The organism is Bradyrhizobium sp. AZCC 1693 (assembly GCF_036924745.1).
GTDB lineage: Bacteria > Pseudomonadota > Alphaproteobacteria > Rhizobiales > Xanthobacteraceae > Bradyrhizobium.
Map to the genome: position 1 here is coordinate 4,461,929 of NZ_JAZHSD010000001.1, position 15,904 is coordinate 4,477,832.

General features: G+C 62.8%; 14 protein-coding genes. 7 read left to right on the plus strand and 7 right to left on the minus strand.

Annotation, left to right across the window (positions count from 1 at the left end; all coding sequences use genetic code 11):
• Positions 1–14 precede the first annotated feature (14 nt).
• The 7 genes from V1293_RS21365 to V1293_RS21395 form a co-directional block, all read right to left on the minus strand.
• A complete protein-coding gene (locus tag V1293_RS21365) occupies positions 15–1,841 on the minus strand; it encodes an ABC transporter ATP-binding protein (RefSeq protein ID WP_334511978.1) in 1,827 nt (608 codons plus the stop codon).
• Positions 1,842–1,950: 109 nt separating this feature from the next.
• On the minus strand, positions 1,951–2,850 hold the full coding sequence (locus tag V1293_RS21370) for an ABC transporter permease (protein WP_334511980.1): 900 nt from the start codon (positions 2,848–2,850) through the stop codon (positions 1,951–1,953).
• 9 nt (positions 2,851–2,859) lie between these two features.
• Entirely contained in the window at positions 2,860–3,873 is a 1,014-nt protein-coding gene (locus V1293_RS21375; protein WP_334511982.1) for an ABC transporter permease, read from the minus strand.
• Between the two features lie 12 nt (positions 3,874–3,885).
• On the minus strand, positions 3,886–5,508 hold the full coding sequence (locus V1293_RS21380) for an ABC transporter substrate-binding protein (protein WP_334511984.1): 1,623 nt from the start codon (positions 5,506–5,508) through the stop codon (positions 3,886–3,888).
• A gap of 228 nt (positions 5,509–5,736) precedes the next feature.
• Positions 5,737–6,687, minus strand: a complete 951-nt coding sequence (locus tag V1293_RS21385; RefSeq protein WP_334511987.1) for an aminoglycoside phosphotransferase family protein — start codon at positions 6,685–6,687, stop codon at positions 5,737–5,739.
• Between the two features lie 33 nt (positions 6,688–6,720).
• A complete protein-coding gene (gene ugpB / locus V1293_RS21390) occupies positions 6,721–8,031 on the minus strand; it encodes a sn-glycerol-3-phosphate ABC transporter substrate-binding protein UgpB (RefSeq protein WP_334511989.1) in 1,311 nt (436 codons plus the stop codon).
• An 8-nt stretch (positions 8,032–8,039) separates the two neighbouring features.
• Positions 8,040–8,189, minus strand: a complete 150-nt coding sequence (locus tag V1293_RS21395) for a hypothetical protein (protein WP_334511990.1) — start codon at positions 8,187–8,189, stop codon at positions 8,040–8,042.
• Positions 8,190–8,303: 114 nt separating this feature from the next.
• Here V1293_RS21395 and V1293_RS21400 point away from each other — a divergent pair, with 114 nt between their 5' ends.
• From V1293_RS21400 to V1293_RS21430, 7 genes are all read left to right on the plus strand, one after another.
• Positions 8,304–8,576 carry a hypothetical protein gene (locus V1293_RS21400; RefSeq protein WP_334511991.1) on the plus strand — a complete coding sequence of 91 codons (273 nt, stop codon included), beginning with the start codon at positions 8,304–8,306 and terminating at the stop codon, positions 8,574–8,576.
• A 95-nt stretch (positions 8,577–8,671) separates the two neighbouring features.
• Positions 8,672–10,678, plus strand: a complete 2,007-nt coding sequence (locus tag V1293_RS21405; protein ID WP_334516829.1) for a sensor histidine kinase — start codon at positions 8,672–8,674, stop codon at positions 10,676–10,678.
• On the plus strand, positions 10,648–12,393 hold the full coding sequence (locus V1293_RS21410; protein WP_334511993.1) for an ATP-binding response regulator: 1,746 nt from the start codon (positions 10,648–10,650) through the stop codon (positions 12,391–12,393). The genes V1293_RS21405 and V1293_RS21410 overlap by 31 nt, the downstream gene beginning before the upstream one ends.
• Positions 12,390–13,130, plus strand: a complete 741-nt coding sequence (locus V1293_RS21415) for a response regulator (protein WP_334511996.1) — start codon at positions 12,390–12,392, stop codon at positions 13,128–13,130. Before V1293_RS21410 ends, V1293_RS21415 begins: the two co-directional genes overlap by 4 nt.
• Positions 13,131–13,527: 397 nt before the next feature.
• Positions 13,528–14,139 carry a sigma-70 family RNA polymerase sigma factor gene (locus V1293_RS21420; RefSeq protein WP_334511999.1) on the plus strand — a complete coding sequence of 204 codons (612 nt, stop codon included), beginning with the start codon at positions 13,528–13,530 and terminating at the stop codon, positions 14,137–14,139.
• Between the two features lie 176 nt (positions 14,140–14,315).
• Positions 14,316–14,516: a hypothetical protein gene (locus V1293_RS21425; RefSeq protein WP_334512001.1), complete on the plus strand. Its 201-nt coding sequence runs from the start codon at positions 14,316–14,318 to the stop codon at positions 14,514–14,516.
• A gap of 387 nt (positions 14,517–14,903) precedes the next feature.
• On the plus strand, positions 14,904–15,884 hold the full coding sequence (locus tag V1293_RS21430) for a hypothetical protein (protein WP_334512003.1): 981 nt from the start codon (positions 14,904–14,906) through the stop codon (positions 15,882–15,884).
• Positions 15,885–15,904: the final 20 nt, after the last annotated feature.

Here is a 15,904-nt window from a genome sequence, read left to right on the forward strand (position 1 = left end):
CTCCCACTCGATTTTTAGTGAACCGGCAACGGCGGATGCGGGATCGCCGTCAGCAATTCCTTTGTATAGGCATCCTGCGGATCGCCCAGCACCCGCTCGGACGAGCCTTGCTCGACGATTCGCCCCGCACGCATCACGATGACACGATCGCACAGCAAACGCACCACATTCAGATCATGCGACACGAACAAATAGCTCATGCCCATCGATTGCTTAAGGTCCTGCAGCAGATTGAGCACGACAGCCTGCACGGAGACGTCGAGCGCCGCTGTCGGCTCGTCGAGGATCACGAGCTTTGGATGCAGCGCGATCGCGCGTGCGATGCCGACGCGGGCCTTCTGGCCGCCGGATAATTGGTGCGGAAAGCGATCGAGCAGGTTGACCGGAAGGCCGACCAGCCCGGCCAATTCCTCGCAGCGCGCGCGCAGCGCGTCGCGGCCCCTGACGTCGCCGAGCTGCAGAAGCGGATCGGCGATGGCGCGTGCCGCGGTGAAGCGCGGGTTGAGGCTGTCGGTCGGGTCCTGGAACACCATCTGGATGCTCTTGCGCAGCGGCAGCCGCGCAAAGGAATTGGGCATGATGGCGCCGATCTCGTCGCCGTCGAACAGGATGCGGCCGGAGGTCTGGTCCAGCAGACGCATCACCATCATCGATGTCGTGGACTTGCCGCAGCCGGATTCGCCGACCAGACCGACGCTCTCGCCATGGCCGACGGTGAAACCGATGCCATCCACCGCGCGAAACACTTCCGCCTCGACCGGCGGCTTGCGGGAGAACAGTTTTGACAGTACCGCGCTCGCGCCCTGGCGCGGATATTCCTTGACGAGCTTTTCGACGAGGAGGAGCGGCTTCTCCCTCTCCCCGCTCTTCGCGGGGTCGAGACGAGCGGAGCTCGCTCTTAGAGGGTCGGGGTGAGGGGCTGTTTCCGCGAGCGCAGTCTGCGGAGAGTCCCCCTCACCCGCCGCGCTCCGCGCGTCGACCTCTCCCCGCGTGCGGGGAGAGGCGGAGACCGCCGCCTCGTCTTCTGGAAGCAAATCCCGCAAGGAGACGCCGATCCTCGGCGTCGCGCGCATCAATTTCTTGGTATAAGCGTGCTCAGGCCTCGCAAAAATATCCGCCGACTTCGCGGTCTCAACCACGCGACCCTTCTCCATCACCACCACGCGATCACAATAGGCGGCGGCAAGGCCCAGATCATGCGTGATCAGAATCGTCGACATGCTGCGGCGCTTGGTGAGCTCGACGATCAGATCCATCACCGCCTTCTGTGTGGTGACGTCGAGTCCCGTCGTCGGCTCGTCCGCGATAAGGAGCTGCGGATTGCAGGCCAGCGCCAGCGCGATCACGACGCGCTGGCACATGCCCCCCGAGAGTTCGAACGGATAGGCGTGATAGCGCTCGCGGGGACGCGCGATCTTGACCTGCTCCAGCGCCTCGATCGCCTTCTCGCCGCGGTCACTGGCCGCGCTCTGCACATGCTGCCGCAGCACGTCCTCGATCTGGTCGCCGACCTTTCGGATCGGATTGAGGGCGGCGCGCGGATTCTGAAAAATCATCGAGATTTCGCGGCCGCGCAAGTCGCGCATCTGGTTCTCGGTCGCCGCCTTGACATCGATGCCGGAAAACACCACCGAGCCCTCGGCGACCTTGCCGGCTCGGTCGAGAATCCGCATTACCGCGTAGGACGTCACCGACTTGCCGGAGCCGGACTCGCCGACAATACCGAGCGTCTCGCCCTTCGCTACTGATATGTTGACGTGCTGCACCGCCTTGACGATGCCGCGCCGTGTTGTGAATTCGACGGTGAGATCGTTGACGTCGAGCAGAGGCTGGGCCGTCATGACGACCTCCGCAAAAATCTCGAAAACAACCCCATGCAAAGTAGAACGGTCAGCACCCCTGCCGCATTCCCCTTGCGGGGGCCGAGACGAGCAAAGCTTGAATCAGCCATTACGTCCTCCGCTGCGGATCGACGATGTCGCGCAGGCCGTCGCCGAGCAGGTTGAAGCAGAACACTGCGATCATCAGCGCGAGCCCCGGGAACAGCGCGATCCACCATTCGCCCGAGACCATGAAGCCGGCGCCTTCCGCGACCATGATGCCCCACTCCGCCGTGGGCGGCCGAACGCCGAGACCGATGAAGGAAAGGCCGGCGGCATTCAAAATCGCGTAACCCATGGTCAGCGACATCTGCACGATCATGATCGGCATGATGTTGGGCAGGATATGCACCAGCAGGATCCGCATTTCGCCATTGCCCGACAGCCGCGCCGCCTGCACGAAGCCGGCGTTGCGCCGCACATTCGCCTCAGCCCGCGCGACGCGGGCATAGAGCGGAAAATTCACGATCGCAGTGGCAATGATGATGTTCTGCACGGTATTGCCGAGCGCCGCGACGATGCCCATCGCCAGCACGAACAGCGGAAACGCCATGATGGTGTCGGCGATGCGGCCGACGATGCGGTCGGTCCAGCCGCCGAAATAGCCGGCGGCGATGCCGGCCAGGCCACCCATCAGGAACACCAGCACCACGGAAGCGACCGCGATGAACGTATCGAGCCTTGTGGCGACGACGACGCGGCTGAAGATGTCGCGGCCCAACTGGTCGGTGCCGAACCAGTGCGCCGCGGACGGCGGCTTCAGCGCCGAGGCGGTATCGCTGGCGAGCGGATCGTACGGCACGATGTAGGGACCGAAGATCGCGGCAAACAGGATGACAACCAGCAGGCCGAAGGCAAAGGCGGTGACGCGGTTCTCGCCGAGCACGTAGCGGGTATGCTCGAAGATGGCTGATAGTCCCGAGGTACGCGCAGGTCCGACGGGTTCAGCGGCAGGCGCAACGCTACTCATCTTCCAACCTCACCCTTCCAGCCGCACGCGCGGATCGATCACGCCGTAGAGAATGTCGATGATCAGATTGAGCAGCACGTACATGACCGCCATGGTCAGCACAAAACCCTGCACCGGCGCGAAGTCCGACGAGATCAGCGCTTCCACCGCATAGGAGCCGATGCCGGGCCATGCGAAAACTTTTTCGACCAGCACATTGGCGCCAAGCAGGAACGAGAACACCATGCTGAGCGTGGTGATGACCGGCAGCATCGCATTGCGAAACGCGTAGGTGACGATCACGGTCGAGGGTGAAAGCCCGCTGGCGCGCGCGGTGCGGACGAAATCGGACGCCAGCACCGCCAGCATCGAGGCCCGCGTCATGCGCGCGATCGGCGCCAGCGAAAAGATCGCCAGCGTCGCCGCCGGCAGGATCAGCTGGCTCAGCGCCGAACGAAACGTCTCGAAGTCACGCGCGATCAGGGCGTCGATCAAATAGAGGCCGGTCACGGCGGGCGGCGTGCTGTAGAACACGTCGAGCCGGCCGAGCGGCGCCGGCGACCAGCCGAGCCTGAAATAGAACACATAGACCAGCACCAGACCTGTAAAGAACACCGGCAGCGATACGCCGGCCGTCGTGGTGATGCGACAGAGATGGTCGATCCACGAACCCGGGCGGGTCGCCGCCAGCACACCGAGCGGGATCGCGATCATGACCGAAACAACGAGGCCGAGCAGCGTCAGTTCGGCGGACGCCGGCAGGCGGTTGCGGATTTCGGTAGCAACCGGCTGGCCTGTCGTCAGCGAGTTGCCGAAATCGCCATGCGCGAGATCGCTGGTGTAGCGGAAGAACTGCTCGATCAGCGGCTTGTCGAAGCCGAGCTTCTTGCGGATCTGCTCGATCGCCTCCTTGCTGGCCGCGGGCCCGGCGAAATAAGCCGCGGGATCGCCGGGCAGCGCGCGCGTCAGCAGGAAGGTGACGATCACGACCCCGATCAACGACGGGATCGCAAACATCAGCCGCTTGCCGATCATGGTCAGCATGGTGCTCGCCTCTTACGCCTTCACCAGCGCGCGGTAATCCAGCCTGCGGTGGAACCAGTACTGATAGCCCGACACGTTCTTCTGCATCGCGACGTTGACGTAGGGCTGATATAGCGGGATGCGCGGGATGTCCTTGAAGGCGAGATCGACAAAACCCTTTACGTCGGTGCCGTATTTGGCGGTGTTGCCGACCGCGGCGGCGTCGACGGCGCCGCTGATGAATTCGTCCATCGCCTTTGACTGGTAGCTCATGGTGTTGAAGATCGAATTCTTGCCGTCGTAGCACCAGATGAAGAAGTACTCGGGATAATCGAGCCAGCCGGAGAACACGTTAGTGTAGAGCGGCAGCACCTTCTTGTTGAGCTCGGTGCGCCAGTTGGCGCCGGGGATCTTGTTGATCGTGGTCTTGATGCCGATCTGCGCGAGGCTCTCCTGCACCAGCACGCAGAGCGGTTCGTTGACGCCGGCAAAGCCGAGGTCGAACGACAGCGTGGTCTCGAAGCCATTGGGATGGCCGGCCTCCGCCAGCAATGCCTTGGCCCTGGCGATGTCGGTGACGTATTTGGTCGGCTGCGGCCACGCCACCTCGGTGGCCTTGTCGGCCGCGGCGCCGAACATCGGCTTGGCCAGGCCGAACAGCACCGCATCCATGATCTTCTGGTAGGGAATCGCGCAGGCGACTGCTTCGCGGACCTTGGGATTGTCGAACGGCGGGATCTTGACGTTCATGCCGATGTACTGGACGCCGTTGGAATAGGGCACCGAGACGATGTTGAGCTTGCCGCTGTCCTTCAGCTCGACGAAATCCTTGTTCGGCAGATCGTAGGAGATGTCGGCGTCGCCGCGCTCCAGCAGCGCGCGCCGGTTACCCGCCTGCGGCACCATGCGCCAGATCACGCGCTTGACCTTGGGCAAGGGACCGCCGACCCAGGCGTCGTTGCGCTCCATGATGACTTCGGTGCCGGCGGTCCACTTCGTTACCTTGTAGGCGCCGGAGCCCGCGGTCTGCTGCTTGGTGTATTCGAGGCCCCAGGGATCCTTCTCGGTGGCGTTCTTCTTCACCAGCTCCGAGTTGACGACGCACGGCACGATGACCGCGAGGTCCGGGATGGTGAGGCGATCCTTCTTGGCAAAATCGATCCGCACCGTGTTGTCGTCGACGACGACGAACTGCTCGGGTTTGGTCAGGGAGCCCGCGCCCATCTGGAACGTCGGAAAACCGCCGACGCTCACCGCGCGATCGAGCGACCACTTGACGTCCTTGGCCGTGACCGGCGCGCCGTCGTGGAACGTCGCCTTCTTCTTCAGCTTGAAGGTGACCGACATGTCGCCGACATTCATATCTTCGGCGAGCTCCGGCTTGAACTTGTCGCGGTCGTAATACGGTACGCCGCCCGGGCCGCTCTTCATCTCGTGGCTGATCAGGCGGTCGTAGCAATTCCACGACACCTCGTAGCCGGGCACGTTGGTGCCGACGCCGTGAATGTCGAGATTGTTGGGGCCGCTTTCGGAGACGATCAGCAGCGTCTCCGACCGCGCATCAGCCTTGGCCGCAGACCAGATCGCCGGCGCGGGCGTCAACGCGCCGGCAGCCGCCAGTCCCGATACGGATTTCAGGAAATCGCGACGCTTCATGGGTGATGCTCCAAACGCCTGAGGGAAACGGCTTTGGAGCTGGAATCGCAAGGTTTGTGCCAACCCTTAAGGAAAGCTTGGCGGTGCACTAACCGTTTGATTCAGCGTGCCAATATCGCCGTCGCGCGACATTGGAGGCGGCGCGACATCCCGACAGATTGCATACAAAGAGGCATATTTGCTCAATAACTATGCAGATATTTCAAGCGCTCTATTGCTGTGCGGTGCTCAGACGGGCCAGAGCAAATCCTGCAATTCACGGAGGTCCGCGGCCTTCTGCTGCCAGCCCTCGATACAGATATGCCTGACGGGATCACTGTGACGATGTAGCAGCATCAGCGCCATCAGCCGCCGCTTCAGGTCTGTCGTGATATCCGCAGCAGAATATCCGAAGCCCTCGAACAGGCTCCGTACCCGCCGCGGCATGCCGGCGGTCATGAAGGCGCTCGGCCCCAGCAGGTCGTATTCGCCCCTCCCCGTCATCACGTCGCCGAAATCGATCAGGCCGGACACGCGCCAGCCGTCCATTTCACGCCTCAGCAAAAAATTTTCCGGAATGTACTCACCGGCCAAGATAACCGGCGGCGCATCCAGAGGAATGAGGGCGGCCGCGTCACGAAGAAGATCGTCCAACCCGGCCAGAAATTGGCGCGGCAATCCGAGGCGCTCATGCCTGGCCCGGCATCCCTGGATTTGCCTTGGTATGAACTGGTCCCAACGCGGCTCGATTTGCGAGAGGTCGCCCAAGGGGGCGCGCTGCACCTCTGCGATGGTCTCCCCGATCTGAAAGAGAATGCGCTCCTTCTGATCTTCAGGCAGGCGCGGCCACACCTGCGAACCCAAGCGGCCATAAAGGCGCGTGATCACGAGATACGGCCATTGGTCGCGTTCACCTTCGAACACGATCTCGGGGATCGGCACGGCAAGCCGGCCGCGAAGCTGCGCCAGCGAAGCACGCTCCGATGCGAATTGGCCGCGAAGAAATGGAGGAAAAATCTTCAGGATAAGTGGCTCATCGAGCCCAACGACGAGATTGGTACCCGTGGAGAATATTTGAGGTTCTGTGCAGGCGAGTCCGTGGCCACGGGCGATGTCGATCGCCACTGGCAGCCATTGCGACGGATCGGCGCGAAAGGGGCGGAACGGCTCATAGTCAGTGAAGTTCGGCAGTGCGTGCATGGTGTCCGTGGCGCGCCTTCAGGAATGACGGAATTAGCGGTCCGGATTGGCCCGTTCGAACTGGCGCAGCAGGCGGTTGCCGCGCTCGACGGCGACGTCGAGGGCCGCCTGCGCGGACTGCTTGCCGCTGAACACCTGCTCGAGTTCTTCGTCGATCACGCTGCGGATCAGCACAAAGGACCCAAGCCGAATTCCCTTCGAATTCTCGGTCGGCGGCTTCAAGGTGAGTTGCTCGATACCGATCGCCGCACCGGGATCGCGATCGTAAAAACCTTGCGCGCGGGTGAGGTCAAAGGCGGCGCGGGTGATCGGCAGATAGCCGGTGTTCTGGTGCCAGGCGGCCTGAACTTCCGGCTTCGAGAGATAGGCAAAGAACCGCGCGACGCCGGTGTATTCGGCGTGCGGCCGGTCGCGAAGCACCCACAGAGTGGCGCCGCCGATGATGGAATTTTGCGGGGCGCCGGTGATTTCGGGCCGATACGGGATCATGCCGTAACCGACCTCAAACTTCGAATTGGCCTTGATGTCCGCGCGCGTCCCGGACGAGCCGATGAAGATGGCACATTCGCCCTTCTGAAAGCGCGGCTCGGCCGATTGCCCGCGGCCGCCATAATAGAAAACTTTCGTCGCCTGCCATTCCGCGAGTTGCGCGATGTGCCGCACCACGTCCGGATTGTTGAAGGTCAGTTCCGCATCGAGCCCGCTGAAGCCATTGGCCCGGGTCGCCAATGGCAGATTGTGGAACGCGGAAAAATTCTCGACATGGACCCAGGAAGGCCAGGATGTGGTGAGCCCGCACGGCGAGCCCGCCGCGCGCAGGCGCTTCGCCGCTGCGCCGACCTCGGCCCAGGTGTTCGGCGCCACTTCCGGATCGAGGCCGGCGGCGCGGAACAGATCCTTGTTGTAGTAAAGGATCGGCGTCGAGACGTTGAACGGAAACGACAGCATGTTGCCGGCGACGTCGGAGTAGTAGCCGGTCACGGCCGGCATATACGCCTCCGGCGAGAACGGCTCCGACTGGTCGCGCATCAATTCGAACACCGGATAGATCGCGCCCTTTGCCGCCATCATGGTCGCGGTCGCGATCTCGTTGACCTGAACGATGGCGGGCTGGCTGCGCGAACGGAATGCGAAGATCGCCGCCGTCACCGTCTCGGTGTAGTTGCCCTTGTAGGTCGGCACGACCCGGTAGTCGGACTGCGACGCATTGAAATCGGCCGCCAGCTTTTCAAGCTGTTTGCCGAGTTCCCCCGACATCGCGTGCCACCACATGATCTCGGTGGCGGCCTGCGCCGGCGACGCCAGCGCCGCGGCGGCGAGCGCTGCGAGTTGCAAGGATCTCAAGGCCAATTTCACTGGTGATTTCCCTGCTCTGCCGCGCCGGCGATGAACCTGTCCGCCGAGCCCTCATAAATCGCTGCGGCTGCGGTTTCAATCCGCCCGGCATCGCCGCAGCGCACAACACAATTTAAGATTGCAGCAAGACTATCAGGATTACTCACCGCATACCGCCTGCCAGCCATGCCGCCAATAGCCAAACATCGGTAAATTCTGCTAAAAATGCGTTGAACCTTTTTTCCCCGCCACAGACTCCTTCTCTAAGGGGATTGTCGCCTGTGTATCGCCGCGCCGACCTTTCGCGGACCTTCGTGCTCGTTGTTGCGCTGTTGCTTACGGCGGTCTCAACGGGCGCTTTTGCGCGCGAGTTTCGTCGCGATGCCCAGGACGAGAGGCATCCGATCGACCCGTTCCATTCCCGCCATTTCGGCGTGGAAAGGGAATCTCTCGACCATATCAAGACCGGCGCGGCCGATCTCAACCGTACCATCGTTGCATTGATCGGGACGGTGCCACCGGTATTGATCGCGCGTCTTGGTAGAGTGGAGTGAATTTGACTGGCGCACCGCAACAGCACCGATCAGCGGAACGGCCGGCGACCTTCGCCGCGCGCGGCCGGTTTCGCGTGGTGCAGTGGCTGCGCGCGGTGCCGATCCGCTGGCGCATCCTGTCGATCGCGGCATTGAACTCTGCCGTCGTCGTGGTGCTCGCCGTATTGATCTGGAACGGCGCGAAGGTCCTGGATTCGGCCTGGGACGACGTCCGGCAGGTGCGGGAATCCGACAAGATCCTGGCGCTGCTGGAAAGCGAAACCAGCCGGCTGCAGAACCTGATCCATCGCTACATCAACCAGCCGAGCCCCGAACTGTTCGCCGAGATCCTGCTGCTGCGCGAAGCGGTGCTCGGCACCCTCACCACGCGGGCCGCCAACGACCCGATGCTGTCGGGAGCGGTCGAGCGGCTCGAACACGTCACCGACCGTTTCCTCAACGGCTTTGGCGAATTGCGCGCCGTGCAGGCCACCATCACCAGGACCTATGAGCAGCAGGTGCTGGGCCCGGCCCGCGAAATGGCCGGGCTGTATTCGATCATCGAGGGCGCCACCGGGCATCGCGACGCGCAGATCTGGCCGGCGCTCGGAAGATCCCGCGAAGCGTTTACGGCCATGCTGGTCGCCGCCAACGCCTATTACCTGTCGCCCGCCTCGGCCTCCGCCGAGGATGCCCGCAGGAATACCGAGGCCATCGAGAAGACGATCCCCGTGATGGCCGACCTTGCCGACAACGATTTGCAGCGCATGGCGCTGACGCGGCTGCAGGCGCGGACCGTGGCGCTGCGCGAGGGCATGGCCAAATTGACCGAGCAGCTTGCGATCCGCACCGAGCTGTTGCGCAACACCATCGATGCCAGCCAGGCCGAGGCCATCGGCGTTATCGACGAGTTGTCGGGCAAGATGCGCCAGCGCGAGCAGAAGGCGCAGGAGACGTTCGACAGGACGCTATCGGCCATCTCGCGCCGGGTGCTGTCGATCGCCGTGATGTTCCTCGGCATCATCCTGTCCGCCGGCGTCCTGATCGCGCTCTCGATTCGCCTGCCGCTGCAGCAGATCCTGGCGGCGATGCATGCGATCACGTCGGGCAATTACGATCGCAGGGTGCAGGGCACCACCGCCAGGGACGAGGTTGGCGCTATGGCGCGCGCGGTGGACGTGTTCCGCGAAAACGCCATCGCCAAGCGCAAGACCGAGGACGAGCTGCGCGCCTCGAAGGAAAGGGCCGAAAGCGCGCTGCTCGAACTCAACACCGCGCAGCAGAACCTGATCGACGCCGAACGGCTGGCGGCGCTCGGCGGGCTGGTCGCCGGCGTCGCCCATGAAGTCAACAACCCGATCGGCATCAGCCTGACGGTAGCATCGAGCTTTGCGCGCCGCGCTGAAACGTTCGAGCAGGAGCTGCGCACCGAGCCGCTGCGCCGCTCCAAGCTCGACGAGTTCGTCAAGTCCTCGCGCGACGCGGCAGGCCAACTGGTGGCGAACCTGCACCGCGCCGGCGAGCTGATCCAGTCGTTCAAGCAGGTGGCGGTGGACCGCTCGCACGCCGAGCGCCGCCAATTCAACCTCAGCGAGGCCACCGACCAGATCGTCGCCAGCCTGAAACCGGTGCTGAAGAAGGCGGCGATCACGCTGTCGGTGGACGTGCCGGAAGGGCTTTTCATCGACGGCTATCCCGGCTCCTACGGCCAGATATTAACCAATCTTTTCCTCAACGCCGCCAATCATGCCTTTGCCGACGGCCGTTCCGGGGCGATCACGATCTCGGCGCGGGCCCGCGGCAGCGACGATGTCGAGATCATTTTTGCCGACAACGGGGCCGGAATGACGCCGGATGTGCAGCGGCAGGCGTTCGACCCCTTCTTTACGACGCGCCGCAACGAAGGCGGTACCGGGCTGGGCTTGCATATCGTCTATAATCTTGTCACTCAACAGCTCGGCGGCCGGATGATGCTGGAGTCAAGGCTGGGACAAGGCACCACCTTCCGCATTATCATGCCTAAAGTCGCCAAGGGCGGATCGACAGGCGAACCCACGATTACAGACCAGACAGCAGCCGACGGAACTCCTCAATGGCCGAACAGGACGATGTCCTCCACCTGATCGACGATACCGGGACCGTTCCGGAGGACTCGTCCGCGCGCAAATGGAAGATCGCCGTCATCGACGACGATGCCGCGGTGCACGAGGGCACCCGCTTCGCGCTGAGCGACTACAATCTCCACGGCGCGACGCTGGAAATCCTCTCGGCCTATTCCGCGGCCGAAGGCCGCACCTTGATGCGCGACAATCCCGACGTCGCGGCGGTGCTGCTCGATGTCATCATGGAAACCGACGTCGCCGGGCTGGAGCTCGTCGAATACATCCGCAACGAAATCAAGAACGAAACCGTCCGCATCATCCTGCGCACCGGCCAGCCGGGACAAGCGCCCGAGCGCCGCGTCATCGTCCAGTACGACATCAACGACTACAAGGCCAAGACGGAGCTCACGGCCGACAAGCTGTTCACCTCGCTGACGGCCGCGCTGCGCAGCTACCAGCAGCTCGAGCGCATGGTGCAGACCAGGCGCGGGCTTGAAATCATCATCGACGCCGCCTCGACGCTCTACGACTTCAAATCGATGCAGCGGCTTGCGGAAGGCGTGCTGACGCAGCTCGCCTCGCTGCTCAATGTCGACTGCGCCGGCATCCTGGTGCTGCGCGACGACGGCGCCGCGGGGAGCGAATTCTCGGTGCTGGCGGGCTCCGGCTGCTACAGCCGCTTCATCGGCACCACGAGCTCCAAGGCGCTCGATCCGGATTTGCGACAAATGGTGGAAGCCGCCTTCCAGCGCCGCAAGAACGAATTCGCCGACCACCGCAGCGTGCTTTATTTGCGCACCGGAAGCGGCCGCGAGGTGGTGGTGCTGCTGCAGGCCGAGCGCCAGCTCTCCGACACCGACCGCGCGCTGGTCGAGATTTTCTCCAGCCGGCTTTCGATCGCGTTCGACAACGTCATCCTCTACCGGCAACTGCACGAGGCCAACACCCAGCTCGAGGACCGCGTCGCCCAGCGCACCCGCGCGCTGATGCAGGCCAACCGAAGGCTCTCGGCGCAGTGGCTGCGGCTGCAGCGCGCCAACGGCTTCAAGAACGAGATTCTCGGCACCGTCGCCCACGATTTGAAGAATCCGCTTGGCGTGATCCTCGGCCGCACCGAAATGCTTACCGAGCTGATCGGCGCCGGCTCCCCGAAGGAGAACGTCACCGCCCAGGTCGAGCATATCAGGGACGCCACCAAGCGCCTGACCTTGATGGTCGATCACCTGATTTCGGATGCGATGGCGGATGCCTTCGACATCACGATCCGCCGCGAACCAGTCGATATCGCAGCCCTCGTGACCGAGGTTGCCGATTCCAACCTGCCCTCGGCCGTCAACAAGCAGCAGGCCATCGCCGTGGCGGCGCCACCGAATGTCGTCACCATGTGCGATGCCGACCGGATCCGCGAGGCGATCGACAACCTCGTCAGCAACGCCATCAAATACTCGCCGATCGGCGGCAAGATCACGGTGGCCGTCACCCATGACGGCGGCGACACGGTGATCCGCATCGCCGACCAGGGCGCCGGCCTCTCGCCCGAGGATCTCGGCCGGCTGTTCGGCCGCTTCCAGCGGCTCTCGGCCAAGCCGACGGCCGGGGAAAGTTCGACCGGCCTTGGACTGTCGATCGTCAAACGTATCATCGACATGCATGGCGGCCATGTGACCGCGGAAAGCGGCGGCCCCGGACAGGGATCGACGTTTACCGTTACACTGCCTGCGACAGAGACGACATGACCCAGAGCCCGCACATCATCATCGTCGACGACGAGGCGCCGGCCCGCGAGATGGTCGGTGATTACCTCAAGATGCACGGATTCGGCGTCACGCTGTGCGACGGCGGAAAAAGCCTGCGCGCCGTGATCGAGACCAACGTGCCCGACCTCGTCGTGCTCGACCTCAACATGCCCGAGGAAGACGGGCTTTCGATCATCCGCGACCTGAAGAGCCGCATCAACGTTCCCGTCATCATGCTGACGGCGACCGCAAGCCCGATCGACCGCGTCGTCGGCCTCGAACTCGGCGCCGACGACTACATCGCAAAGCCCTGCGAGCTGCGCGAGCTGATGGCGCGCATCCGCTCGGTGCTTCGCCGCAGCGCGCCGGCCAAGGCGGCGGCAGCACCTGAAGCTGCGGCTGCGAAGGCGGAGAAGGAGCAACTGGTGCGGTTCGGCACCAAATGGCTCGATCTCGAAGCCCAGGCGCTGCGCGACGACGAAGGCAACGAGCATCCGCTGACGGCATCCGAATTCGGCCTGTTGAAAGTGTTCGCGGCCAATCCGAAGCGGGTGTTGTCACGCGAGCGGCTGCTGGAATTGGCCAATGCGCGCGACGCCGAAGCCTTCGACCGCGCCGTCGACCTGCGCATCATGCGCATCCGGCGCAAGATCGAGATCGACCCGACCAAACCCGCGGTCATTCGCACGATCAGAGGCGGTGGCTACCTGTTCTCGCCGACGGGTGAGAAGGGTTAGCGTTCTGCGCTCCCTCGCCCCGCTCTTGCGGGGTCGAGACGAGCGAAGCTCGCTCTTAGAGGGTCGGGGTGAGGGGCTGCCTCCACGAGTTGAGAACGTGGTGGGTCCGGTACCCCCTCACCCGGATCGCATCTTCGATGCCATCCGACCTCTCCCCGCAAGCGGGGCGAGGTTGAAGCCCGGATGCGGAACGATTTGGAGTCTGAAATCATCCAATTTTCCGCATATTGAAATTACTGGCCTTTCACCCCCGAATGTTTCGTCGCAGGCTCCGCGACGAAACAATTCTCTCCTGCACGAAACCATTTTTCCCTTTTGGTGCAGACATCCCGAAACCGAGCCTAATTAACAATCCTCCCAACGAAACGCCGCCCGGCGTCGGAATTGGGAGCCTGTCATGTCGAACGTCGTCGCCATCAACGCCGCAGCCAAGAAGTCGATTGCCGCCGCCCGCGCGACGTCAGACGAAATGCTGCTGCAGAGTATTGCCAAGGGCGACCGCACGGCGATGCATGTGCTTTACTCCCGCCATAACGTCCGGGTTTACCGCTTCGTGCTGCGCATGGTGCGCGATACCACCATGGCGGAGGACCTCGTCAGCCAGGTGTTCCTTGACGTGTGGCGGACCGCCAGCCGGTTCGAGGGCCGCTCGCAGGTTTCGACCTGGCTGCTGTCGATTGCCCGCTTCAAGGCGCTGACCGCGCTGCGCCAGCGCAAGCATGAGGACATCGAGCAGGAAGACGTGCTCGAGATCGCCGATGAGGCCGACACGCCGGAAGCCTCGCTCGACCGCAGCAACACCAAGGCGATCCTGCGCGCCTGCGTCGCAAAACTGTCGCCGGCCCATCGCGAGATCATCAACCTCGTCTACTACCACGAGAAGTCGGTGGAAGAGGCCGGCGCGATCATCGGTATCCCCCAGAGCACGGTGAAGACCCGGATGTTCTACGCCCGCAAACAATTGGCCGAGTTGCTTAAGGGCGCCGGCGTGGACAGCCTCGCCGCATAAACGAAGCTATTTCAAGTGGTTAAACTGGTATTGGGGACGAAAAACGGGTCGATTTCGACGGACAAAGATTACCTCCGACGAAACAAATGAAACAATCGGCGACATCACCCGGAAAAACTCAGCCCCTATACCTTTCCTCAACAACTTGAACACCGACGCCGAACAGGAGAGCGAACATGCTGAAGCCGTCCTTCCGCCTTTTCATCGTCCCGCTCGGCGCCGTCGCGACCCTTGCCACGCTTTCGGCACAGCACGTCCAGCCTCGCGCCCAACGCGACAGCGGTTCGACGTTCGTGCGCGAGCAGGTGGTTGATTGCGGCACCAAGAGTCCCAAGGAGGTCTGCGTGATCTCCTACGACAGCGAGACCCCCCGCTGAATTTCTAACCTTCCAAGCTCTAGACCTCCCAAGTTCTGGACCTCCCAAGTGACCTCCAACGACCCGGCCGGGATGCCCCCCAGCCGGGTCGCTCTGTATTTGGCATCCGATTTCGTGTGCGCGATGCAAAAGCCGCACGAAGAAGTTACGCCGCCCGCTTTGCCACCGACGCAGCGACCCTGCCGTCTGCCCTGATTCAACCGTTATTGGCCGGCGCAATATGCGATGTATCGTCGACCACAACGGCAGGATTGTATGCCAGTACGAACAGATCAACCGCGCGTTCGCATAGCTGTCGAACGCTGCGTCCCGAGATCAGGCAACTCTGACTTGTCGTATTGCAACCGCACGGCTTGCTGCTTGACGCGGCCACGCCGCTCATGATGCTTGCCGCCGGCGATGGATGCTGTGGCAAACGAAAATGAAGTCAGGCTGCGCAAGGGCACGTCGCTCAATGAGCGGCTCGTTCTCGCAGGCATTGCCGTAATTTTGTGTTTGATCGCCTTGCCCGGCCTCGCTCACCTGGCAAACGACCATTGGCTTGGCATCGCCGCTTTGTTTGCGTTGCTGTTCGGATGCCTCCTGCTGGGCGCAGCCCTATTCGATCGCAACGTCGTCTGGATCATCACGCCAGGCGAAATCCTGATCGGCGAACAGCGTCCATTCGGGAAGTTGCACCGAAGATTGATCAGGGATGATGAACTATCGGGAATGCGTCTTCGAAAGAGCATCGGCAAATCAGTGGAGTTCAGCCTCGTATTCGAGACCGAATCGGGAAATTTGATCACCTCGCCTCCGTTGCCGGACGTTACCCAGGTGCACGAAACCGCCGTGCGAATTTCTCGTCTGCTGCGGCTTCCCGATCCCGAACCGGCCGAGAACCCGCTCGACGCCGTCAATGCCGGGATACGACTGGGCAAGCCGGTCAACCCCAAACGGGTGCGAGGACTTAAGGTTATCATCGTGCTGCTCGCCGTCGTGCTGAACATTCCGTTCATCCATGCGCTCTGGAACGACACATTGTCCGCCTTCGGGATCGCCGTCTGGTCGCTCGGCGCGATCGTAGCCTTCGTGCTGCTCAGATCCCTCAATCGGATGAGTGCATGCTGGGTCGTCCACGATGGCGCAATCAGGATTGAACGGCTTTCATGGAATGGCACGACAGAAGTGGAAATGATCGCCGGTGACGATGTCGAGGCCATCGACGTCGAGAGCGGCGGTCGCAAGGATAGCCTCTACATGATCACAATCCGGCTTCGCACGGGAAAGAAAATCCGCAGCCCGGCGCTGGCCGGCAAGGATCAGACCCGAGCCGTGCAGGCCGAGATCATCCGGCGACTGGGACTGAATCCATCGCCTGCCGGATAGGCTTGCACGCCTGTCCCGCG

Bases quoted from the DNA above. Each gene is read 5' to 3' on its own strand.
- V1293_RS21375 (WP_334511982.1), bottom strand. From the start codon at position 3,873: ATGCTGACCATGATCGGCAAGCGGCTGATGTTTGCGATCCCGTCGTTG.
- V1293_RS21425 (WP_334512001.1), top strand. From the start codon at position 14,316: ATGCTGAAGCCGTCCTTCCGCCTTTTCATCGTCCCGCTCGGCGCCGTC.
- V1293_RS21380 (WP_334511984.1), bottom strand. From the start codon at position 5,508: ATGAAGCGTCGCGATTTCCTGAAATCCGTATCGGGACTGGCGGCTGCC.
- V1293_RS21365 (WP_334511978.1), bottom strand. From the start codon at position 1,841: ATGACGGCCCAGCCTCTGCTCGACGTCAACGATCTCACCGTCGAATTC.
- V1293_RS21420 (WP_334511999.1), top strand. From the start codon at position 13,528: ATGTCGAACGTCGTCGCCATCAACGCCGCAGCCAAGAAGTCGATTGCC.
- V1293_RS21415 (WP_334511996.1), top strand. From the start codon at position 12,390: ATGACCCAGAGCCCGCACATCATCATCGTCGACGACGAGGCGCCGGCC.
- V1293_RS21370 (WP_334511980.1), bottom strand. From the start codon at position 2,850: ATGAGTAGCGTTGCGCCTGCCGCTGAACCCGTCGGACCTGCGCGTACC.
- V1293_RS21410 (WP_334511993.1), top strand. From the start codon at position 10,648: ATGGCCGAACAGGACGATGTCCTCCACCTGATCGACGATACCGGGACC.
- V1293_RS21385 (WP_334511987.1), bottom strand. From the start codon at position 6,687: ATGCACGCACTGCCGAACTTCACTGACTATGAGCCGTTCCGCCCCTTT.